Origin of the sequence: Pedobacter sp. MC2016-05, from assembly GCF_026239735.1 — a bacterium.
In the GTDB taxonomy this organism is placed as follows: Bacteria; Bacteroidota; Bacteroidia; order Sphingobacteriales; family Sphingobacteriaceae; genus Pedobacter.
Map to the genome: position 1 here is coordinate 85314 of NZ_JAPIVT010000020.1, position 22678 is coordinate 107991.

17 protein-coding genes and 1 tRNA gene are annotated in these 22678 nt (G+C 39.1%); 10 read left to right on the forward strand and 8 right to left on the reverse strand.

Annotation, left to right across the window (positions count from 1 at the left end; genetic code table 11):
• Positions 1-109: 109 nt before the first annotated feature.
• The 4 genes from OQZ33_RS20175 to OQZ33_RS20190 all read right to left on the reverse strand — a co-directional run bounded on the left by OQZ33_RS20175 (position 110) and on the right by OQZ33_RS20190 (position 8933).
• The gene (locus tag OQZ33_RS20175) at positions 110-2920 is read right to left on the reverse strand and encodes a glycosyl hydrolase family 95 catalytic domain-containing protein (protein WP_265801170.1); all 2811 of its coding nucleotides are present in this window, start codon (positions 2918-2920) and stop codon (positions 110-112) included.
• 6 nt (positions 2921-2926) lie between these two features.
• Complete coding sequence (locus OQZ33_RS20180; protein WP_265801172.1) at positions 2927-4504, reverse strand: glycoside hydrolase family 28 protein; 1578 nt, start codon at positions 4502-4504, stop codon at positions 2927-2929.
• A 131-nt stretch (positions 4505-4635) separates the two neighbouring features.
• A complete protein-coding gene (locus tag OQZ33_RS20185; protein WP_265801173.1) occupies positions 4636-6189 on the reverse strand; it encodes an MGH1-like glycoside hydrolase domain-containing protein in 1554 nt (517 codons plus the stop codon).
• Entirely contained in the window at positions 6189-8933 is a 2745-nt protein-coding gene (locus tag OQZ33_RS20190) for a hypothetical protein (RefSeq protein WP_265801174.1), read from the reverse strand. Before OQZ33_RS20190 ends, OQZ33_RS20185 begins: the two co-directional genes overlap by 1 nt.
• A 339-nt stretch (positions 8934-9272) precedes the next feature.
• Between OQZ33_RS20190 and OQZ33_RS20195 the strand changes: the two genes are divergently transcribed.
• The 5 genes from OQZ33_RS20195 to OQZ33_RS20215 all read left to right on the forward strand — a co-directional run bounded on the left by OQZ33_RS20195 (position 9273) and on the right by OQZ33_RS20215 (position 13342).
• A complete protein-coding gene (locus tag OQZ33_RS20195; protein ID WP_265801175.1) occupies positions 9273-10037 on the forward strand; it encodes an SDR family NAD(P)-dependent oxidoreductase in 765 nt (254 codons plus the stop codon).
• Positions 10038-10060: 23 nt separating this feature from the next.
• Positions 10061-10915, forward strand: a complete 855-nt coding sequence (locus OQZ33_RS20200; protein WP_265801176.1) for a fumarylacetoacetate hydrolase family protein — start codon at positions 10061-10063, stop codon at positions 10913-10915.
• Position 10916: 1 nt separating this feature from the next.
• Positions 10917-11246: an L-rhamnose mutarotase gene (locus OQZ33_RS20205; RefSeq protein WP_265801177.1), complete on the forward strand. Its 330-nt coding sequence runs from the start codon at positions 10917-10919 to the stop codon at positions 11244-11246.
• Positions 11247-11254: 8 nt separating this feature from the next.
• Positions 11255-12076: an amidohydrolase family protein gene (locus tag OQZ33_RS20210; protein WP_265801178.1), complete on the forward strand. Its 822-nt coding sequence runs from the start codon at positions 11255-11257 to the stop codon at positions 12074-12076.
• Between the two features lie 96 nt (positions 12077-12172).
• Positions 12173-13342 carry an alpha-hydroxy acid oxidase gene (locus OQZ33_RS20215; protein WP_265801179.1) on the forward strand — a complete coding sequence of 390 codons (1170 nt, stop codon included), beginning with the start codon at positions 12173-12175 and terminating at the stop codon, positions 13340-13342.
• A 129-nt stretch (positions 13343-13471) separates the two neighbouring features.
• Here the strand turns inward: OQZ33_RS20215 and OQZ33_RS20220 are convergent, their stop codons facing one another.
• The gene (locus OQZ33_RS20220) at positions 13472-14623 is read right to left on the reverse strand and encodes an aldose epimerase family protein (RefSeq protein WP_265801181.1); all 1152 of its coding nucleotides are present in this window, start codon (positions 14621-14623) and stop codon (positions 13472-13474) included.
• A 129-nt stretch (positions 14624-14752) separates the two neighbouring features.
• On the opposite strand from OQZ33_RS20220, the gene OQZ33_RS20225 reads away from it, so the two are divergent.
• The 5 genes from OQZ33_RS20225 (at position 14753) to OQZ33_RS24590 (ending at position 17180) form a co-directional block, all read left to right on the forward strand.
• Positions 14753-15424: an HAD family hydrolase gene (locus tag OQZ33_RS20225; RefSeq protein WP_265801183.1), complete on the forward strand. Its 672-nt coding sequence runs from the start codon at positions 14753-14755 to the stop codon at positions 15422-15424.
• Complete coding sequence (locus OQZ33_RS20230; protein WP_265801184.1) at positions 15424-16122, forward strand: NUDIX hydrolase; 699 nt, start codon at positions 15424-15426, stop codon at positions 16120-16122. Before OQZ33_RS20225 ends, OQZ33_RS20230 begins: the two co-directional genes overlap by 1 nt.
• 164 nt (positions 16123-16286) lie before the next feature.
• A tRNA-Lys gene (locus tag OQZ33_RS20235) sits at positions 16287-16359 on the forward strand.
• Between the two features lie 239 nt (positions 16360-16598).
• Positions 16599-16823 carry an Arm DNA-binding domain-containing protein gene (locus tag OQZ33_RS24585; protein ID WP_416338768.1) on the forward strand — a complete coding sequence of 75 codons (225 nt, stop codon included), beginning with the start codon at positions 16599-16601 and terminating at the stop codon, positions 16821-16823.
• A gap of 159 nt (positions 16824-16982) precedes the next feature.
• Positions 16983-17180 carry a phage integrase SAM-like domain-containing protein gene (locus tag OQZ33_RS24590; protein WP_416338767.1) on the forward strand — a complete coding sequence of 66 codons (198 nt, stop codon included), beginning with the start codon at positions 16983-16985 and terminating at the stop codon, positions 17178-17180.
• 572 nt (positions 17181-17752) lie between these two features.
• Here OQZ33_RS24590 and OQZ33_RS20240 read toward each other — a convergent pair.
• The 3 genes from OQZ33_RS20240 to OQZ33_RS20250 form a co-directional block, all read right to left on the reverse strand.
• Positions 17753-20875, reverse strand: a complete 3123-nt coding sequence (locus tag OQZ33_RS20240; protein ID WP_265801185.1) for a glycoside hydrolase family 2 TIM barrel-domain containing protein — start codon at positions 20873-20875, stop codon at positions 17753-17755.
• 239 nt (positions 20876-21114) lie between these two features.
• Positions 21115-22239, reverse strand: coding sequence for a glycoside hydrolase family 43 protein (locus OQZ33_RS20245; RefSeq protein ID WP_265801186.1), 1125 nt, complete (start codon positions 22237-22239; stop codon positions 21115-21117).
• Between the two features lie 36 nt (positions 22240-22275).
• On the reverse strand, positions 22276-22678 hold a 403-nt coding region (locus OQZ33_RS20250), incomplete at its 5' end, for a DUF2264 domain-containing protein (protein ID WP_265801187.1).

A 22678-nucleotide genomic window follows, 5' to 3' on the forward strand; every position in this document is an offset into this window, starting at 1 on the left:
CAATAACGTTATGCGTTATCCCGAGGCACGAAGCAGTCTTATTCATTAATTTAATTTTGCAGTTGCTTTAAGATTGCTTCGTACCTCGCAATGACGATTTACATAAGATTTAAAGCGTTTTTAAATCCCCACTTAACTTATAAACTTCACCTGGCTGGGTCGAAATACTAATGGTTTGATTTTTATAGCGAATTAAACATGTTCCGCCAGCGTTAGAATTCACCTCGAGTGCTTCCAGTTTTCCGTCCTTCCACTTAATATCTAGCTCGAAACCACCTCTGGCCTGCAATCCACTAATCTCTCCCTGAGGGATTTCTGTTGGTAAGGCAGGTAGAATATCGATAAATCCCTGGTGGCTTTGGACAATCATTTCTGCGATGCCGGCTGCACCACCAAAATTTCCGTCAATCTGAAATGGTGGGTGGGCATCGAACAAGTTTACATAGGATCCAGCTCCACTTTTCGCTGGTTTTAGCAACATTTTTACCAGTTCCATGGCATGGTCGCCATCTTTAAATCTTGCCCAAAAGTTAATTTTCCATGCCAAGCTCCAGCCAGTGGCTTCATCGCCGCGATAAAGCAGAGATTGTTTTGCGGCATTCATCATCTTTTCATCCTGACTCCAGGTGATGTCATTTCCAGGAAATACACCCCATAAATGGGAAACGTGACGATGTTTATTTGTGGTATCGTCTTTATCCTCTAACCATTCTTGCAACTGCCCGTATTTTCCGATTTGGTTTGGTGCAATTAACTTCAGCTTTACTGCCAATGAATTTCTCAGTTCACGATCAACACCTAAAATATCGGCAGCAGCAATGCAATTTTTAAATAAGGTACGGATGATTTGATGATCCATCGTTGGCCCGGCAACTAAGCCACCGTTTTCTGGCGAGTTGGAAGGCGTACTGATTAACCAACCTGTTTTCGGATCGTTAACCAAAAAAGCATCAAAAAACAACGCCGCTCCTTTCATCAAGGGATAAGCTTCTTCACTTAAGAATTTTTTATCCTGGCTAAATGCATAATGTTCCCACAAATGCTGACTTAACCAGGCGGCACCGCTTACCCAAATTCCATGATTGGAGGCATTTATTGGCGCTGTAGCATTCCAAATATCAGTATTGTGGTGCAAAATCCAACCCGGTGCATCATAATACTCACGAGCAGTTTCTGCCCCTGCCTTCGCCAGACCTTCTATTTTCTTAACCAAAGGCTCATTTAATGGCGAAAGATTTAGAATTTCCGTTGGCCAGTAATTCATCTCCATGTTAATGTTTGTGGTGTATTTACTCCCCCATGGTGGCGTAAGTAAATCATTCCAAATCCCTTGAAGATTTGCGGGTTGCGTACCAGGCCTTGAACTAGAAATCAACAAATACCGACCATATTGTATGTAAAGTGCAGCGAAAGCAGGATCATTGGAAGTTGCAAACTTTACTAAACGTTCATCAGTTGGCAGTATCTCATTTTCCGAGGCACCAAAATTTACTTTGAATTTATTGTAATAAGCCTGATATTCCTGAACATGATTTTTCTTCACTTCTGCGTACGACTTACCTGTCAACGAGGTTAGCGCTTGGATATTTGCCTTGGCTGGATCGCCAGAAACGTTTTGAGCGTTTATAAAATTAGTTCCCGCCGTTAAATATAATCTCGCTTCATCAGCATTAATCACCTGAACTTTTTCACCGATTGTTTTTATCGATCCATTTTTAACCTGGATAGTCAACCTGCTTTCGCCCCTCAATACGCCATCTTTCACATTTACGGTAAGTGAAAGTGTGTTATTCGGCAACACTTTTACCACAGACTTTTGATGTAAACTAGATAAAACAGCAGTGAAACTGATTGATTTTTTACGGTCGGCAGTAAGATTTATCACGATCGCCTGGTTAGGCTGACTCGCAAAATATTCTCTAATAAAATTCACTCCATTTGCCTGATAAGCAGTGCGAACGGTTGCAGTGGCTAAATCAAGAGAACGCTTGTACTTACTAATTGAACCTTGCTGAGCAAATTGTAAATTCAAATCACCAAAAGGCTGATAACTGGCTTGATACTGCGGAACGGCTGGAGGATTTTGATCTTGAATTTTATATTTCCAAGTTTTCACTAACGAAACGCCTTGTTCAATTGTTGCACCTACGGGATAAACACCGATCTTTTTACTCGTATCCTTATATCCACCTATCCCACCACGATCGTAGTAGTTAAGCACCTGGATAGCAATTACATTCTTACCAGGTTTAATCAGTTTTGAAGGCACAGTATATCTTCTGGCATCGGGGCCATCGGTATTGCCAACCAATTGGCCGTTTACGTAAGTAAAGTCCTGATCGAAAATTTTGTTAAGATCGAGAACCAAATCTTTACCCGCCCAGCCTGGTGCTACATCAAAAGTTGTTCTAAACCAAACTGAACCATCAACATTAGCTAAACCTACAGTTTCCCAACCTTCGTAAGCGGGTACCGCAATTGTTTTCCAAAGTTTGTCGTCATAATTCGCTGAAGCAGGGTTTCCGGTCATTCCCTTACCTTTCTTCATTTCCGCCACCCATGCTTTACGATCGCCTGCTTCACTTTGCAGGCCCATAAGCTCTTTTTGAGCAAGTGCTTCAGCTTCTTTTTGCTTCCCCTCGAAAAGTAGCTTTCTAATTTCCGGAAGATATTTGTAGGCACCTTTCCGATTGTAGTTGCGAGGCTTTCCGGTCCATAAAGTTTCTTCGTTAAACTGAATATGATCGTGAGTTACACCGCTATAAATCATTGCCCCAATTCTGCCGTTTCCAATTGGTAGGGCATCGGTCCATTTCTCTGCAGATTGTTTATACCAGAGTTCCTGCTTGGCTTGTTGTGCAACAGAAACCTTGATGGTACACAAGAGCGTAGCTATTAAAATAATCGATTCAACTTTCATCAGGTTCTATTGTCCTTTATCACCAGAAACATAGTCTATCGCTTCGAAGGCATCTTTTTCCTTTCTTACACCCACCCTGGCGTTTCTAAAATTGTTATTTCCTAAAGAGATATTTTTCGTTCCGGCACCGCTTAACCTCAAATAAGTGCCTGTTCCTGCCACTGGAAAAGAGTTGTAAAGAAATAAGTTACTTACATTTTTTAAGTCTACCACTGCTGCATCGTTATGCGGAGTGTAAGTTTTAAGATTATTAATTACCAGATTATTTACTCTAGATGCCTTTAAAGATGGGCCGATTTCTGTGTTCACCTGTACATTATGAAATTCGATTTTATTAGAAAAACTGATGTCAAAACCAGTTTTTGCATCCATATTAATATCGTTAAACGTGATATTTTCAATCGGCATTTCTTCTAAACCATTAAGGTAAGCTGCCTGGTTTACCTGGCCGGTGATATTGCTGAAGTGGATATTTCTGAATTTTGGGGTTCGATCAGACACGCGTTCGACATTCGTTTTAGCGTACTGCAAATCTAAAACAATAGCTTGCTGCTTAATATCTTTCATGATGATGTTGCTCACCCGAATTTCTTCCACTACACCACCCCTTCCTCTTGCAGTTTTAATTCTGATTCCTCTATCCGTTCCATCAAAAACGCAATTAGATATGGTAATTTTTCGCACATCTCCAGACATTTCGCTGCCAATCACTACACCGCCATGACCGGATAACATCGTACAGTTGGTAATTACATAATTTTCTGCAGGGACTGCCATTCTTCTTCCAGGTTCATCCTTACCTGATTTAATCGTGATACAATCATCACCAACGCTAATATGGCAATCTGAAATGTGAACATTTTTACAGGATTCCGGGTTGATTCCATCCGTATTTGGGGAGTACGGATTATTAATCGTCACTGCATGGATTTTTACATTTTCGCAAAACTCAGGGTTAACCGTCCAGAATGGAGAATTTCGTATGGTAATGCCTTCGATTAATACGTTTTTACAAAACATGGTTTGAATAAACGGCGGACGAAGAAAACCTCGTTTCATCTGCTTTGGATCATCGGGCAAAAGAATATCTTTGTTTAATTTATCGAATTCATATTGCCATTTAGATCGAGCTTGCCCTTCTTTATAACCTTCTACAAAATCCCACCACTTCTTACCATGGCCATCAATTAATCCACGCCCTATGATGGAAATATTCTCCGCTTTGTAAGCATAAAATAATGGAGAAAAACTTTTAACATCAACCCCTTCGTATCTACTTTCTACCATTGGCAAATAATCATCAAAGTTATTGCTGAAGTGCAATTCAGCACCAGCATCAATAAAAATGGTGATATTACTCTTTAAATGTATTGCCCCAGTTAGATATTTTCCTGCTGGGAAATAAACCGTTCCACCACCTGCTTTTGATGCCGCATCAATTGCCTTCTTGATGGCAGCGGTAGCCAATTTACTGCTGTCGTTTTTCGCACCATATTTGGTAACATTATAAAACGATTGTGCGTCAGCGGATAAATAAAAACCTATTAATAGTAAAAATATTAGCGACTTTAGGATGTGTTTCATTTTGTTTATTACTATTTATATTTTTAATTTATGATGTGATCATTTATAATTAACTAAGCCTAAAGCATAACATGCTGCTTTATGAGTTTCGCCGTCGCGAAAATGACGAACTGCCAAACCACTTATTGGCTTTAGTTCATCTCAACTTTTACAGGCTTCAATGTTTTAGATCTATAAATTTCTTCTCCATCAACAAACACCGTAAAACCTTTTCCTTTGTTGTACTTTTTCCCGGTTTTATCCCAGATTAAAGTCACTATTTTATTATGGTAAGTTAGATTATCCAAAGCAAACCAATCCCATTTATTTTTTGGAATTAATGGGTAGATTTCTAACATATTATCCTGGCGAGGTTTTACTCCAATCAGGTCGTTAATGATCAAATCGTTAAAAGTGGAGTGATTATAAAAGCTACTTCTAGGATTATCGCCTTTTAGCCATTCTCCCGTTTTTTCATCCTGATATTCGCCAATGTACGGTTTGTCGTTTTTCACATGAGAAGCCGCATATTGATGCAACTCCTGATAAAAGACCTGTGCATTCATTTTACCATGATTTTTGTAGTTTGTGAGCAAATTCGAAAGCCCTTTTAAGGTTTGCGAGCTTGCAAAGGGCCAAAGTGCACCATCCCATTCGCAGCTATGGCCCGTACCACGGGTTCTAAAAGTTGGCTCCCGACGCTCCGCTGTGGTTAATCCCCAAGGCGCTTTGAAGCCGGCGGTATCCAGTAATTGATTCCATGCCTTTGCGTATTCTTCCTTATCATCAGGCAGGTTGAAATCCCAGGGTGTAAAACCAATGGCTTCGCGTACATCAGACGAACCACCTTTTGCTTTTCTTGTTTCGAAAAATGATTCAGACGAATTCCACAAACTATCCTGCACTAATTTTTTAATCGCTTTAGCCTTTGATTGATATTTTGAAACCAAATTCTGATCGCTAGACATTTCAGCAATCTTAGCCAAAGCCACAGCATTTCCATACATATAACTGTTAATGGTAGGGCGTTGATTTTGATCTTTCCTTGAGCCGCTCACTGATTCTTCCATTCCATCTTTCACATCATGTTGCCAGAACAAGCCATTTTTAAGTTGTCGCTGAGTTTCCCATTTGGAATAATCTTCATCAAGTGCCGGAAGAATTTCTTTTAAAAAACCCTGATCAGGTTTTACCAGATAGTTCTGATAAACGGCATCATCAACCCAACTGCTAAATTGATGAAAACGTTGCTTTGTTTGACCAACATCGGCCTTGTAAAGCCAAAATTTGATATAATCTTTTAAATAGCTATTGTCTTTTAACCAACGGCCTTCATAAATATGATGCCCTAGGGCACAACTGATGGAGTTATATTTCCCAGCGTGTTTTACTGGTTCAATAAATTCGGTAAAAATGAATCCTTCTGGTGTTTTAACCAAATGCTTTCTAAAGGTCCACCAACGGTAATAATAATTTTGTTCCAGAACAGAATCAGGGCATTCGAATAAAGGCGCCTGATCTGCCAGCCAATTAAAAGCGTCGGCATTTGGAATATAATTTTTTATCGCTTCATCATCAATTGAATTAAAATACGACACATATTTATTTAATTTCTCAGTGCCTAAAATAGATTTTTGCTGTGCAAAGCCTGTAAACGCCATAACCGACAAGGAAATGGTTGCTATAAAATTTCGTGTATTTCTCATTATTCAAATAACCAGTCTATATCTTTTCCTCTACCATCTAAGCCTGCATTGAAGATACGCAGTTCTTGTTTATCATCAATAAAACCTAATATTAAACATTCACCCTTGCCCAGATTTAGCATATGCGTTCCTGCCGGGAATGAATAAGCATGTACGTTTGCAGGCGGAAAGCCATTTAGCACCAAGGCATTCGAAATTTTAATTTCCGACTGGCCATAGTTATTTGCACTTGCATCGGTTTCCAACTGCGGTGGCGCCAGGTATTTTGGGTTTTTCTGATTGAAAAATCCCACCAATAACTTTACCGGAGCTTTAGTCGAAAATTTGATTTCGGTACCCGTTTTAACTTGCTTTTCTTTTGAAATTTTTATTCCTTTCAAACCGATTAATTGTTCGGCAACTTCTTTGATTTGAACGGTGGTATCTGTAAATACCTCCACATTTTTGTTGATGATGTAGTTTGCAGATTCGTTAAGTACATTTACTTCAGCAGCTTTGTAAGGCATAACTTTAGCAACAGCTGCCCCGTTCAATGATTTTAAAGAATCGATGCTCTTCTTAAAATGGTTTAATTCCTTTGTAAAAACAGGCAACATTTCTTTCCAATGGATAAAAGTTTTATCAACCCCTCGCATCGGAATTTTTCTTTGTTTGGTTTGCATGCTATTGGCATATAAATAACTGCTTTCAGTAAGCTTTACCAGTTTAGCATAATGATCCACACTTTTTTGGAGAAAAGGCAATGCCTGCTCCAAATCTGAAACGTTGTTAGAGTATTTATATCTCAAAATCCAAAGTGCTGATTTTACCTTTTCTGCATAGAAATTAGCCATTTCATCGTAGCAATACATGTCGTTTTTAAGGCGATTAAACTCTTCAACATCTTTGGTTGCTTTTACCTTTTCGATAGATGCCAATGCCTTTTTACCATGTTCCACCACCTCTTTAGCAACCTGAACAGGCGTTTCGCCAATATGACCTTGTTTTTTCCATTCCTTTTCAGCGTACTCAATAATCATCTCGCCTTCTGGCGCTTCCGATTCGTACATCAAGGTAAATAAACCATAACGGAAAGGGTTAATTAACTGCGTCATCAGCATACCTAAAGTTAAGGTTTGGCGGTTGCCATCGGTAATGCCGTACCGACGCAATAATTTTGGCGATATCTCTCCAGACGCTTCATAGGCGTTCAAAATTGATTTTCCATCCGCCAGGCTCGAACCATATTTATCAGCAAGCTGCTTGCCCCAATAATTAATTTCCTGTGGGCGATCACGTTCTGATTTCCAGGCGTATCTTGCCCATTCCTTGTACCAAATCCAGTCGCGATCTACCTCTAAAATCCTTCCTTTCACGTCATCGGCGGCATAAGGCCAATCCCAATAGCTGTGTTGAGGATACAAATGCAAACCTTTCGCGTTGTATATTTTATTCATCGCTATAACCGATTTCTGAATAAAATCTGCAGATCCATATCTAAAAGGCTCCAGATTTGCAAGGATGTGAACGTTTGAAATGTTCACCGTGCCAATGGCTGCCAATTTCCGGTTGAGCTCTGCCCATGCTCCACGAGGTTCGTAAGTTGTTAAAGCCTCGCCATTAAATTTATTTTCGGTATATAAGTTTTTATAAAAAGGTAAAGCCGCCTTCATCACCGCTGGTGCATCGGTATCATGCGCCCGTAAAACAATTGGCGGCTCTTCTTTAATGCCGGCTGCCTTCAAACCATCTTTCACACCTGGTATAATCGTTTTGGTAAACCAGTCGATATCATCCTGCCCGACACCTTCCATGGCCTCGCCTAGCGCAACCATTAAACCAACATTTGGATATTTGGCTACAAAGGCAGAAATAGATTGCTGTGTATAATCAGCAATCAAAGGAATAATCGGGCGGTTCCTGTCTTGGGTTTTTAAGCCATGCTTATCGGCAAAAGGCTTTGGAATAATGATGTTGTAAAACATCTGAATGACCCAAATTCCACGTTTATCAGCCTCACTGGTTAGAAAACGGAAAATTTCTTCGTTCTTTTTTAGAGTCGCATCATCAACTTCAACCGCATAAGGATATTCTTTAAGCCTTAATAAGGATGAAAATGGATGCCCGTTCCATAAATAAAGAGAATTATAACGGTTTTCAACCATCATATCCAGATATTTTATCCATAGCTTTTTATCATATAACCATGGAAAAGACTCCTCCGTATAAGGATATTCATAAACATCATGCCCTGGGAGATAATCCGGTTTTTGAAGGCCAATGCAGGTTCCCCTTAACACCATTTCCGGATGATCGGTATAGGAAAGCTTTGCGGGGAGAATTTTGTTTTCAGCAATTTTATCGGTCAAATCCAAACAACCGTAAAGGTTTCCTGAATGGTCTGCACCTATAATATAAAGGGTACCATCCTTATCATAAGAGATAAAAAAACCTTCTTTACCAGCTGCTGAAGCCTTTTTGAGAATTGAAACCGGGAATTGCGGTTTAAAAATTTTGTCGTCTGCAGTGCCGATAACAATAGAATTTTTACCCTTTACAAACTTTTGGCGATAATCAATCACACTAAACTTAACGTTATAACCGCTTGCAACTAAAGCATCGGTTAGGCGTTTCAAGCCAAACTTTTCACGTGTACCACTTTGCGAGGATAAATAAATGGTTTTTGATTTTGCTGCTGGCGTTACTGAATTCGCTATCGCACTACTGGAAATAAAAAGGAAAATTAAAATCAGAAAATTTCTCATTCGGTTGGCTCTAATAACAAACCTTGAAAACAAGGCTAAGGAAATAACATTTGGTTAAAAAGCTTATTTAAATATAAATAAATTATTCAAATATAAGTATTATAGCTTTTGGATTATGTAATATTTCTGCAAGGTAAACCATCTTTTAATAACTTTAAAGGCAATATGACAACATAAGCAAGTATTTTGATAATAAGATCAAATTTTTAATCAAGAATATCTGCTTTATTTGTAAGTGTAAAAACAACAACAAAGAGAAGCGTTGTATATATTTGCTTCTTACTAAGATTTCGATCAGGATTTTAACCAAATTATCAATTATTAATCTGAAAAAAAAATATGTTTTCATTACAAAATAAACGGGCTGTCGTTACAGGTGGTGGAAGTGGAATTGGAAAAGCCATAGCGACCATATTGGCAAAACAAGGTGCAGAAGTGCACATCATCGAGCTGGGTGTAGAACAAGCTGCCGGAGCGTTATCAGAAATTGAAGCGGCTGGCGGAAAAGCGTTTAGTTATGCTTGCGACGTTGCTGATCATCAGGCCGTAAAAGAAATTTTCAATCAAATCGGAGCGATTAACATTTTGATAAACAACGCTGGCATTGCCCATATCGGTAAGGCTGATACCACTGAAGAATCTGATTTCGACAAGGTAATGCGTGTAAATGTAAAAGGCGTATATAATTGTTTGTACGCGGCTATCCCACAATTGCGGGCAGCTGGTGGTGGTGTGATTATCAATATGGCTTCCATTGCTGCATTAATCGGCCTGCCCGATCGCTTTGTTTACAGCACTGCAAAGGGTGCAGTTAAAGCGATGACGATGAGCGTTGCAAAAGATTATATCGGCGAAAATATCAGATGCAACTCTATTTCTCCAGCCAGGGTACATACCCCTTTTGTTGATGGGTTTCTACAAAAGAACTATCCGGATAACATCGATGAAATGTTTGAGAAACTTTCGAAAACTCAACCGATTGGAAGAATGGCGAAGCCGGAGGAAGTTGGTGCCCTTGCCTTATATTTATGTAGCGATGAGGCTTCGTTTATAACCGGCTGCGATTATCCCATTGATGGCGGCTTTACCACATTAAATAATTAGATAAAATATAAATACTTCCTAAAATGAAATTAATACGATTTGGCGAACCAGGATTTGAAAAACCAGGTGTGATTATCAATGAAAAATATTACGATGCTTCATCATTGGTTGATGATTATAACGAGGCCTTTTTTGGTGGCGACGGTTTAGAGAAATTAAAGAAAGATCTTGACTCGGCTGATTTACCAGAAATTGATCAAAATGTACGTTTGGGAGCAGCCCTTGCTCGCCCATCAAAACTTATTTGCGTAGGCTTAAACTATAAAGATCACGCTGCAGAAACCAATGCGGCGATCCCAACTGAACCTATTTTGTTTTTTAAAGCAACATCAGCAATCGTTGGTCCGAATGACGATTTAGTGATTCCAAAAAACAGCAAAAAGACCGACTGGGAAGTGGAACTGGCTATCGTGATTGGCAAAAAAGCCAGTTATGTTTCAGAAGAAAACGCTTTAGATCATGTTGCAGGTTATGTTTTGCATAATGATTACAGCGAACGCGAATTCCAACTGGAAAGAAACGGACAATGGGTTAAGGGTAAAAGCTGCGACACATTCGCCCCTATTGGCCCATTTCTTGCCACGCAAGATGAAATTGCTGATGTCCACAATCTTCGCCTATGGCTAACTGTGAATGGTAAAACCTTACAAGATGGAAACACATCGAATCTGATTTTCAATGTTCCTTTCATGATTTCCTACATTAGCCAGTTTATGACACTTTTACCTGGTGATGTGATTACTACCGGAACACCTGCAGGTGTTGGTTTGGGCCAAAAACCTGAACCATGGTATTTGAAAGCCGGTGATGTGGTAGAATTGGGCATTGATGGCTTAGGCAGCAGCAAACAAACTGTTAAAGTTTACAGCGGAAACTAACATGAAAAGATACTGCTTTACGCTCGATTTGATCGACAATGACGAACTAATTGCTGCTTACAAGCAGTATCATCAATCGGTTTGGCCTGAAATTTTAGAAAGCATTAAATCTTCTGGGATAGATGACATGGAAATTTACCTTTCCGGAACCCGCCTTTTCATGGTAATGGATGTAAACGACAGCTTTACTTTTGAAAAGAAAACAGCAGCCGATTTGCAAAATGTGAAAGTGCAGGAATGGGAAGCGTTGATGTGGAAATATCAGCAAGCCTTGCACGGTGCTTTACCCGGCGAAAAATGGAGATTGATGGACCAGATTTTTAAACTATAACAATTTTTATGATTGACTCTCACGTACATTTCTGGAATTTCGACCCTGTTAGAGACAGTTGGATTTCAGAGGAAATGAATGCCATCCGCAAAGACTTTTCTCCAAAAAATTTAATGCGAACTTACAATGAGCTTCAAATTTCAGGTTGTGTTGCGGTTCAGGCAAACCAGTCGGAAGCTGAAAATGATTTTTTGCTTACGCTTGCGGAGCAAAATGAAATGATCAAAGGAATAGTGGGATGGGTTGATTTGAAAGACAAAAATTTACCAGATCGATTAAGTCATTGGAAAAATTTTAAAAAGATTAAGGGTTTCAGGCATGTTTTGCAGGCCGAGAACCACGAGTTTATTGTCGATCCGAAATTTGTTGATGGCGTAAAGCAGCTTAATGAGTTTGCATTCACCTATGATTTACTTTGCTACCATAACCAATTGGAAAGTATTTTGGAGCTTGTTGACCAACTTCCAGATCAACCGCTGGTTTTAGATCATTGTGCTAAACCCGATGTAAAATCTCAAGACCTCAAAAAATGGTCCGGTCATATCAAAACGCTTGCGCAAAACACAAATGTATCATGCAAAGTTTCCGGATTATTAGTAGAAGCGGATTGGAAAAACTGGAAGGAAGTCGAAATATCTAATTGTTTCGATGTGATTTTTGAAAATTTTGGCTGCGAAAGGGTGATGTATGGCAGCGATTGGCCGGTAATGATCATCAGTCGCCCATACCAGGATTGGTTTACCTTGGTAAGTAAGTATGCGATGCAATTTACTGAGGCCGAAATAAAACTTATTTTTGGAGAGAATGCAAGTGCTTTTTACAAACTCTGATCAGTTAAACCAGGCCGATAGAGCAGGATGGAAAATTCAATTTAAAATATTAGTTTTCGCCTCTAGAACCAAAGAATAGATAATGAACAAATTAATATGAGTAAAAAGATCACATTCCCTTATAATCCACAATATCCCTCCATTGCCGATTTAAGAGTTAAGGCGAAGTCAAGAATTCCAAAGTTTGCTTTCGACTATCTAGAAGGGGGTTGCAATGAAGGACTCAACCTCATTAGAAACGAAAACGATTTTGATGACATTTATTTAAAACCAAACTACTTAAAAGTGGGTGGTGATATTGACATGTCAGTCGAACTTTTCGGTCGCCGTTATAGTGCACCGTTTGGAATTTCGCCGATTGGTTTGCAAGGTTTAATGTGGCCAAACGCACCAGAAATTTTAGCGAGGGCCGCAGCAAAAGCAGATATCCCATATACGCTCAGTACGGTATCTACGAGCAGCATCGAACGTATTGCTGAAGTATCGGATGGAAAAGCCTGGTTCCAATTATATCATCCGACAGAAAATAGCTTAAGAGATGATATCCTTAAACGATTAAAAGCAGTAGAGTGCCCGGTTCTGGTCGTTTTAGTTGATGTACCGGCTTTTGGTTTACGATACAAAGAGATCAAGAGTGGACTTTCTATCCCACCAAAAATGTCTGTCAATAATATTCTGCAAGCTTTTGCCCGTCCACTATGGGGAATAAAAACGCTGCAACATGGCATTCCTTCTTTCGCAACATTAAAACCTTATATGGAAAAAGGCATGGATATGTCGCAGTTGGGGCAATTCATGAACAAAACCTTCACCGGAAAAGTTGATATCAAAAAAGTTTCGGCTATCCGCGAGATTTGGAAAGGCCCTTTGGTACTTAAAGGAATTGCTACCGATGAAGATATGCAGGCAGCGATTCAAATTGGTGTAGATGGCGTAATTGTATCTAACCATGGCGGCAGACAAATTGATGCAGGCGAATCCTCTATCAATTCGTTAATCAAACTCGCCGCTAATCCGGCATACAAATCAAAGCTTAAAATTATGATGGACGGAGGTATTCGTTCAGGTGTAGATTTAGCAAGGGCACATGCCGTAGGTTCGGAATTTAATTTTATGGGCCGCCCTTTTATGTATGGCGTAGGTGCATTGGGCAACGAAGGTGGTGATCATACCATCAACATGTTCAAAACGCATTTGTATCAGATTATGCAACAGTTAACGATTGAGAAAATCACTCAGTTTCCTGATCGGTTACTACAACATTAAGATTCCTGAAGAAAACTTTTCGGACTTAGATTCAATAATAAAATAAAAAAGCAAGGCCAATCAGTCTTGCTTTTGCTTTAAATGCAGATTTCAATTCACTCCATTGCGCTTCTTATAAAAGCTTTGACCTTATTTAGAAAACTTATAAGTAGAGCTGGTTTTGTAAGTTTCACCAGGTTTTAACACCGTTGAAGCAAAGTTCGGGTGATTCGGTGCATCTGGAAAATGTTGCGTTTCCAGGCAAAAGGCCGAACGGTGAGGATACGATTTTCCACCTTTACCATCTTTATCTGCACCTGTTAAAAAGTTCCCGCTGTAAAACTGTAATCCCGGCTCAGTTGTAAAAACTTCTAATATAATTCCTGTCGATGGACTTTTAACCTTTGCAACAGCAGTTTTGCCATCATTTGCTTTAAGTGCGAAATTATGATCGTAGCCTTTACCGTACTTTAATTGCTGGTCATTTTCATCAATTGATTTGCCTATGGCTTTGGCAGTATTAAAATCAAAAGCAGTGCCTTTAACTAGCTGTAACTTACCTGTAGGAATCAAGGTTGAATCAACTGGGGTATATGCATCAGCAGCAATCATTAACTCATGATCTAAAATCGTTTTATCTCCTTCACCACTTAAATTGAAGTAGGCATGGTTAGTTAAGTTTACCACCGTTGCTTTATCTGTGGTAGCAGTATAATCAATTGTTAATGAATTATCTTCCGTTAGGCTGTAAACAACTTTCACATCAAGGTTTCCAGGATAACCCGCCTCGCCATCTTTAGATATGTAATTAAGTTCTAATTTCTGTCCGTCTAACTGCTTGGCTTCCCACACCTTTGAAAAGAAACCATCTTTTCCGCCATGTAAACTGTTTACCCCATCATTTAACTGAAGTTGATACTCCTTGCCTTCAAGGGTAAATTTTCCCTTAGCAATTCTGTTACCATATCTACCGATTAAAGCACCGAAAAAAGGCTCTCCTTTTTTGCGATAGGCTCCGATGCTATCATATCCCAAAACTACATCGGTAAGTTTGTTATCTTTATCAGGCACCTTAAGTGATACGATTCGACCACCATAATTGGAAATTGTAACCACTGCACCTTGCTTATTCTTTAAGGTAAAAAGCTTCACTTCCTTGCCATCAAGTGTGGTATTATATTTTGATGAATCAGCCTGAACGCTTGTTTCATCCTTTTTTTCACTTTTTGGATTGCAGGAATATAATGTGGCCGCTAAGCAAATTGCTGCAATTGGAAAGCATTTTAAAAAAATTCGTTTCATAAGATTTATTTTGGTTAAGGCTAAAGTATGAAAAAAAAATTAACGTTATTACAACGATTATCAATTAAATTTAAGGTAATATTGATTGGATTAGCTCACATCTAAAAATTTCACATAATTTAGCGGCTTATGCAGAATTTCGACTTCAAACCTAAAGCATTTCTGTTTGATTTGAATGGCACCATGATCAACGATATGCAATATCACACCATGGCCTGGCATTCCATTATGAACGAAGATTTAGGTGCAAATTTAGATTACGAAACCGTTAAGCAAGAGATGTATGGCAAAAACCACGAAGTTTTAGAGCGGGTATTTGGTCGCAATAAATTTTCTCCATCAGAAATAGAAAAGCTTTCTATGGATAAGGAGAAAAAATATCAGGAAGGCTATTTTCCGCACCTGGCTTTAATTTCCGGATTAGACAAGTTTTTAGATTTGACCAGGCAAAAAAATATCGCGATGGCCATTGGTTCTGCAGCAATCCCGTTTAATATCGACTTCGTTGTTGATGGATTAAACATTCGTAATTACCTTAATGCGATAGTGAGTGCAGATGACGTCGAAATTAGCAAGCCAGATCCTGAAACATTTTTAAAGGCCGCAGCAGCATTAAATATTTCACCGCAAGATTGTTTGGTTTTTGAAGATGCGCCGAAAGGCGTTGAATCAGCATTAAATGCTGGAATGAAATGCATCGTGCTCACTACCACCCACAGCATCGAGGAATTTGATGGATACCCGAACATCTTAGGCTATATTAGTGATTATAACGACGAAAAACTAAACTCTCTTTTTTAATGGGAAAATATTTAAATCAAAAACCTGTCCTTGTTGCTGTAGATTGCATTATTTTTGGTTACGATGGTGATCAACTTAAACTATTAGTAATTAAAAGGGCGATTGAACCGGTCAAAGATCAGTGGAGTTTAATGGGTGGTTTTATCGGCGACACCGAAGATTTAGATGGCGCTGCAAAAAGGATTCTTTTAGAATTAACAGGCTTGCATGATGTTTATCTGGAGCAGCTCCACTCCTATGGTCGCCCAGACCGTGACCCCATTGAACGCACCATTTCGGTTGTTTACTTTGCTTTGATTGATATTAATAAATATAACAAACAGATCAACGATCAATACCATGCAGAATGGTTTAAGATAAAAGAAGTACCCGAACTGATTTTCGACCATAACGAAATGGTTAAGGCTGCTATGGCCAAGATCCGTTACCAGGCAGCACTGCACCCTATTTTGTTTGAACTGCTGCCAAAGAAATTTACTATCCCGCAGTTACAAGCACTATACGAGCAGGTTTACGACTCACCGATTGATAACCGCAACTTCATTCGTAAAATTACCGCCAGCGGACTGCTAATTAAACAAACCGAGAAAGACAAATCAAATTCGAGGCGTGGTGCATTTTATTTCAAGTTAGATAAAAACAAGCACAAGGCACAATTTCAATCTTTTTTGAACTTTATACCAAAGACTATAAAATAATTTTGAAAAATTTTTCACACACTATGTAAGCTTACGAAATTCAAAATCAGTCAGTTGGCTTAACAATTTTTTAACGCTTCACTGAAAGCATTAATAATTATTTAAAAATATTTGTTCAATTAATTTTTATCTCTATATTTGCACCTCCTTAAACAAAAGGAAATGATTCCGTAGCTCAGCTGGTAGAGCATTACACTTTTAATGTAGTGGTCCTGGGTTCGAATCCCAGCGGGATCACGAAAGACGCAAGAGATTGCGTCTTTTTTGTTTAAAAGACCTTTTAAACGACGATTCGCGAAAAAATAATAGGTAATTTCTAACCATAATAATAATCCAATACAAATGGTTCCCAAATGTATTCGGTAAATTTGGGCACCAGTTATCGAGAATACCTTAAATAACATTTGACGGACAATCTGAAAACAACATGTTTACCAAAAGATTGAGAAACGAAAAGTAACTTCACCCTAAAAATCCTGTTCTGGCAGCGCAAATCAAAAGCGGATTTAAAAGATTATGCCCCTATCATTTGTAGAATTTCTATTGATGGCAAGGGCGCTGAGTTTTCTACTGATCAAAAAGTCCATATTAACAATTGGAACATCGAACTTAAAAAGGTCATCAGATCAGAAAATGCTAAGAAAATCAATTCCGAACTCATTCGTATATCCAGTGTCTTGGAAGTCAACTTCGCATTTTAAAAACAAAGTATGAATTTATCACTCCAACAATGCTAAAAAATTCATAACATCAAGATTGAAAGCAAAGGACAAATCAAATCGCAGACTCAGAGCAAGGTTCCTTCATTATTGGAATTAGTCGATTCATATTAAGGTATTTGAAAGGTAATTGAAAAGGCTTTGAGGTCAAAGGAAACGCTAAAACAATGGAACGCCACTGGGAAGAAGATTGCAAAATTCCTGAAAGAGAAATTAAAGATAGACGATATTGACTTATCAGATATTGAATATTGCTTTGCTCAAAAATTCTATAACTACCTCGTTCTAGACAGATTTTCCCTATCAAAGATGCTGCAATCAAGCAGATTAAAAACCTAAAACAGTTATTAAATACAGCTGAAGCAAATGAATGGATATTAAAAAATCCTATTGAAAAATTCAAGTGTGGTTCGGAAGATCCAGAAATAATACATCTTGAAATCTCTGAGGTTGAAAAGATATGGCGTAAGAAACTTACAATTGATTGTCTAGCAAAGGTCAGAGACGCATTCATTTTCCAATGCTTCACGGGTTTGAGCATCCCTTACGAAAAACAGGGGAAGCCTAGGTGATTAAGGACGCAGAAAGGCAAACTTAATGTACGCCAATTTTATTCGCCACCTGTTACATCCATTCAAATAACGTGATTTTTTTTTTCCGGCTTTGCTTCTACAATAACTTTTCGATTTTCAACAACAGCAATTTCTTGCTGATGCGACAGTAGTTCTTCCTAACAAATCTTATTTCAGCATCCGGGTCTAGCATCCGATTTGCTGCTAGCCTTAAGTTTGCATCGACACTAAATCTATAACCTTCAGATCAATAAATATTTAATGTACATACATTTTTTTGAATGCACATGATTCGAAATTGAGATCAATGCATAAAAGTCTAGCGAGGCACCCGGCGCATCATAGTGAATTTAAGAGTTTGACGGTGTAACTGTACGAAAAAGTTTTATCCAACAATAAATAGGGTTTGTGTGGATAGGCCCCCCAGCTATCATCGCCACCTACGCCCCGCTGCTTCAAATCGATCGAAAGAAAAACTTCATCTCTAACCGGAAGTTCCGTTGGGTGCTGCTGTTTTTTAGTTAATCCAGGATCCAGATCTTCAGCGCTATGTTTGATTGCGGTGAAAGATAGAGGTTGGCTGCCTTCAACTTGTAGTGTATTCCCCGCATCGTCTTTTAATCTCAGCCACCTCACATCGGTTTTATTTCCACTTTCCTGCGGTCGTATATAACCTGAGTAATATTGATTTTGAACTTTATCCTGGTATAACCCTATGAATGAAGCATCATGTCTGTCGCTGTAATTTTCAAATGGCCCTCGCCCATAATATTCCAGATTAGCAAATTTATCAGACAAGGTAGTTCTCATTCCAAAACGTGGCAACTCTGGCAAAGTCCTGTCTCCCATATTCATAGATGCCGTCACTTTAATCGATCCGTCATTACCAATTAAGTAGTTAATATGATAAGGCAGCTGTATGGCCGTAAGTTCATATGCCACTTTAATTACCACTCCGCTATCAGTCTGCTTGCTTACATCAACTGATTTAAGTGTTTTATTTTCATGAGCAGATCTCCAGATTCCTAGTCGTGATGGCATGTTATTTCCGAAATCATTATCAGTTGGCGCTCGCCAAAAATAGGGTTCCGGAAAACTTCTCAAAACACTTGTGTTGTTAATGGCATACCTGCTAAAATGCCCAGTCTTGGTATCAAACTCACCAGAAATGTTTCCAGCCGAAAATTTCAATTTGCTATTCTCGGCATTAAGCTTAAGCTGGTTTTCTATTTTTGCAGACTTTTCAAAGTAGTTTCCGGCATATTTGAATTGTTCCTTTGCCACTTCAAAACCTATATTTAACATGGGGATTTCCTTTTTTACTAATGCAAATACATTCAAATAATATTCAGTGCCCTCCACTGATTTGAATTGTGGCAGGTTAAGTTTGATTGTTGTTTTGCTATGGGGGGCAAGGTTAACGTTGAATCTTCCTTCTTTTATTTTGAGCCCATCAGCGAGCATCTCCCATTTAAACTGGTAATCACTTAGATTGGTGAAATCAAAAATGTTTTCAATGTTTAAATTTCCTTTGCTGATGTCATCACTTGAGAAAAGAATATTCTGGTAAACTTTTTTTACTTCGTAAGCACCCGGATCAGGAGTACGGTCGGCACTTAAAATTCCATCAGCTACACCATTTTCATCATTTTGCCAATAGAAACCACCCAGGTCGCCTCCGTAGGCCCAGAAAGTCTTTCCATTGGCATCTTTGGTTTTAATTCCCTGATCAACCCAATCCCAAATGAAGCCGCCCTGCATGTGCTCGCCCGTGCGAATAATATCAAAATATTCCTGGAAATTGCCGTTGCTATTGCCCATTGCATGCGCATACTCGCACATAATGTATGGCCTGGTTTTAGTTTTATCGGCCGCATATCTTTTCATACTTCCGATGCTTGGGTACATTGGGCAAACGATGTCGGTATTCCAATCTTCTCCGGCTTGCTCAAACTGCACAGGCCTGCTATTATCCCTCGCTTTTATCCATTTATAATTATCATGAAAAACAGGACCATTTCCGCACTCATTTCCAAGCGACCAAATAATAATTGAGGGATGGTTTTTATCTCTCTCTACCATACGAACCGTACGATCTGTATGTGCGGCAGCCCACTCTGGTAAATATGCGGGGTGCTTGGTTTTATCAAACCATGATTGAAACTCCGCTCCCATTCCATGGGTTTCGATATTGGCCTCATCCACCAAATACAAACCATACTGATCACATAATTTGTACCAAAGGGGGTCGTTTGGATAGTGCGACAAACGAACCGAATTGATGTTTAGCTCTTTCATTAACCTAATGTCTTTTAACATCAGCTCTCTGGTTGTGGTATGCCCGGTAACATCATCGTGCTCATGTCTGTTAACGCCATGAATCATTGTCGCCACACCATTCACAAGCAATTGTGCGTTTTTTACTTCCACCTTTCTAAAGCCGACTTTGGCGCCGGTAATTGCTAACGTTTTTCCCTGTTCATCTTCCAGCTTTATGATGCAGGTGTATAAGGTCGGTTGCTCGGCACTCCATTTCGATGGTTTATCCACCACACCATTTAATTTAATCGTTTGTAAATCATTCGTTGAGGTGGTGAAATTTTGGCGCTTACTCAGAACTACTTTACCATCCCTATTCAAAAGTTTAACACTTAATTTTCCTGCTGGAGTAACATTGCCTTGAAATTTTCTTAGGTCGATATCTGCACTAAAAACTCCATTTTTATAATTCGCATCCAAATCACCTTTTAAAAAGAAATCCCAAATGGTAAGCTTTGGCAGCGAAAACAGATAAACATCTCGTTCTATGCCACTTAATCTCCAAAAATCCTGATCTTCTAAGTAACTTCCATCATGCCAGCGAAAAACCTGTACGGCTAACTGGTTATTACCTGCTTTTAAGAATGGTGTGATATTAAATTCTGCAGGTGTTTTAGCTGCTTTGGTCATACCCACTCTTTTGCCGTTTACATAAATAAAAGCACAGCCTGAAATGGAACCGAAGTGGATAAATGTTTCCTGATTTTTCCAGTCTGCAGGAACAGCAAAACTTTTCCTGTAAGTACCTACCGGATTATTTTCTCCAATGAAAGGAGGATTTTTAGGATGAGGATAGGTGATATTGGTGTATATAGGGATACCAAAACCATTCAGTTCCCAGTTAGATGGTACAGGGATATTTGCCCATAACTGATCATTGATATCTTCACGATAAAAATCTTTTATACGATCTGCGTGTTTGTCTACATAGTTAAACTTCCATGTACCGTTGAGCAGTTTATAGCGATTTGATTTTGAATAATCGTCATCAATTACGTCTTTTTCATTTTCAAAAAGCATAAAAGGTACATGTGGTCGTTCCTTTCCCTGATCTACGAGTGTCGGATTTTCCCAATCGTTATTTTGGGCTTTTGCCCCAACGAAATTCATCAAAAGCAGAATGAGTAAAAATTTAAGTTTCATGTGTATTCAATCTTATCTCCAAACATGATCTGGAAATTGGTTTATATTAGCTGGTTAAGGTTCACGATAAAGAAAAGGTTATTCTCAAAGCCTAAAGTTGACGGGCTTTTTGCCTACGCTTTCCTTTAACTTATGCCACAAATAAAATGATAAAACGCCTGGGATGTAAGGGGTAATTTGGCATATAACAGGGGATAAATCCTATTTCATAATATTTACGCCCTAAATAGATCCTGATATTATTTTTTCCAAACCGACAGATCCCACCTATCATTCCACGAAATTTCCATTTTCCCTTCATTAAAATCGATAGGCAACCAAAGATATTTTCCATCTATCGGATTTTTAGGTGTCCATTGATCAGCCATAAAAATAAATTGGTTTTTCGTACCTGGCGCTTTGAAAATGTGCGTACTCTGCCCGCCAAAGGTTAAAGCTGAACCTTCACCTATACAAGGGTTCCCCATGTATTTCCACGGTCCCCAAATGCTATCCGCAACAAACCACCTGGCAGGATTTGGCGCCCAACCGGTACAACCCGATCCCACCATATAATATTTACCGTCTTTTTTAAATAAAGCCGGTGCTTCGGTTTGTTGTCCGATATAAATTCTGATAAACTTACCGGTATGCGAGAGATAATCATCACTTAATTCGGCAAGATGAAGGGTAAAATTTTCTTCCGAAGAAAAAATATGGTAAGCTTTGCCATCATCATCTACATAAACCGTCATATCTCTGGCCATTTGGCCTCCCGGCATATCCCGACAGAAAAACCCATCGCTTTTATTGGCAGGACTGCTACAGTTAACCGCCTGCTTTTGTGATTCTGCATTAGGGTAAACAGGAAGCTTGTTTGGATTGGGACGATAACTTCTCGCGAACAGAAAGGGACCTGATGCTCGATCAGCAATGGCCACACCAGCTCTAGCAGCTTCGTAGCCTTTACCTAACAACTCCAGATGGAACCACATTACAAACTTCTTCGTTCTTTTATTGAACACAACTTTGGGCCGCTCCAAAATACACCCCTTAGCAATGTCGCTGGATAGATCATCAGAAACTTTTAAGGCTATGCCCTCATCTTTCCAATTGTACAGATCTTTTGAAGAATAGCAATGAACGCCTACCTGCGCGGTATTTCCAATATTTCCTGCCACCTTATGCTCTCCATACCAATAGTAAACGCCATCAATTTCGGTAACCCCACCACCGTGTGCGTTGATGTGTTTCCCCTTGTTATCTTCCCAGATTTTGCCTGGCTTGAAGTTATTATATCGCTGTTGCGCAAATGCATGGTGGAAAATCAGCGGCAGGAATAATACCAAAAAAATGGTAAATACCTTTTTTAAGTTTAAAAGCATGAGGAAGTTTGGATTTGGATGTTTCTAAATTTGTATTTACTTTAAACTCGCACTATGGTCATTCTGAAAGTCTTCTCCACCCCAAATCTTTTGTGCCGACCATTTTTCTGCAGGACTTGCCCAAAAGGGATCATTTTCTGATAATCCTAATGGAAGAAATATGTTTGTTGCAATGTAAGGGCTACCTTGATTGTTATAAAAATCGCCCAACGAAGGCTGTGCTCCATACAATCCGATAGTTAACCAGCCTGCTTTGTAGGTTGTCGGGCTTTCTAAAGTTTTCTTGATAACCGCAGTTAATGCACCTCTAACTTGCGCAGGACTAAGCTGTTTCGGCAATGTCTTTCTCAAAGCAACATCGGCCAGATGATGAAAAGCTGCACCACGATAAATAATAGATCGACCCGTAGCAGGATAACTTCCATCTGCATTGATTAAA

Bases quoted from the DNA above. Each gene is read 5' to 3' on its own strand.
- OQZ33_RS20175 (WP_265801170.1), bottom strand. From the start codon at position 2,920: ATGAAAGTTGAATCGATTATTTTAATAGCTACGCTCTTGTGTACCATC.
- OQZ33_RS20180 (WP_265801172.1), bottom strand. From the start codon at position 4,504: ATGAAACACATCCTAAAGTCGCTAATATTTTTACTATTAATAGGTTTT.
- OQZ33_RS20185 (WP_265801173.1), bottom strand. From the start codon at position 6,189: ATGAGAAATACACGAAATTTTATAGCAACCATTTCCTTGTCGGTTATG.
- OQZ33_RS20190 (WP_265801174.1), bottom strand. From the start codon at position 8,933: ATGAGAAATTTTCTGATTTTAATTTTCCTTTTTATTTCCAGTAGTGCG.
- OQZ33_RS20195 (WP_265801175.1), top strand. From the start codon at position 9,273: ATGTTTTCATTACAAAATAAACGGGCTGTCGTTACAGGTGGTGGAAGT.
- OQZ33_RS20200 (WP_265801176.1), top strand. From the start codon at position 10,061: ATGAAATTAATACGATTTGGCGAACCAGGATTTGAAAAACCAGGTGTG.
- OQZ33_RS20205 (WP_265801177.1), top strand. From the start codon at position 10,917: ATGAAAAGATACTGCTTTACGCTCGATTTGATCGACAATGACGAACTA.
- OQZ33_RS20210 (WP_265801178.1), top strand. From the start codon at position 11,255: ATGATTGACTCTCACGTACATTTCTGGAATTTCGACCCTGTTAGAGAC.
- OQZ33_RS20215 (WP_265801179.1), top strand. From the start codon at position 12,173: ATGAGTAAAAAGATCACATTCCCTTATAATCCACAATATCCCTCCATT.
- OQZ33_RS20220 (WP_265801181.1), bottom strand. From the start codon at position 14,623: ATGAAACGAATTTTTTTAAAATGCTTTCCAATTGCAGCAATTTGCTTA.
- OQZ33_RS20225 (WP_265801183.1), top strand. From the start codon at position 14,753: ATGCAGAATTTCGACTTCAAACCTAAAGCATTTCTGTTTGATTTGAAT.
- OQZ33_RS20230 (WP_265801184.1), top strand. From the start codon at position 15,424: ATGGGAAAATATTTAAATCAAAAACCTGTCCTTGTTGCTGTAGATTGC.
- OQZ33_RS20240 (WP_265801185.1), bottom strand. From the start codon at position 20,875: ATGAAACTTAAATTTTTACTCATTCTGCTTTTGATGAATTTCGTTGGG.
- OQZ33_RS20245 (WP_265801186.1), bottom strand. From the start codon at position 22,239: ATGCTTTTAAACTTAAAAAAGGTATTTACCATTTTTTTGGTATTATTC.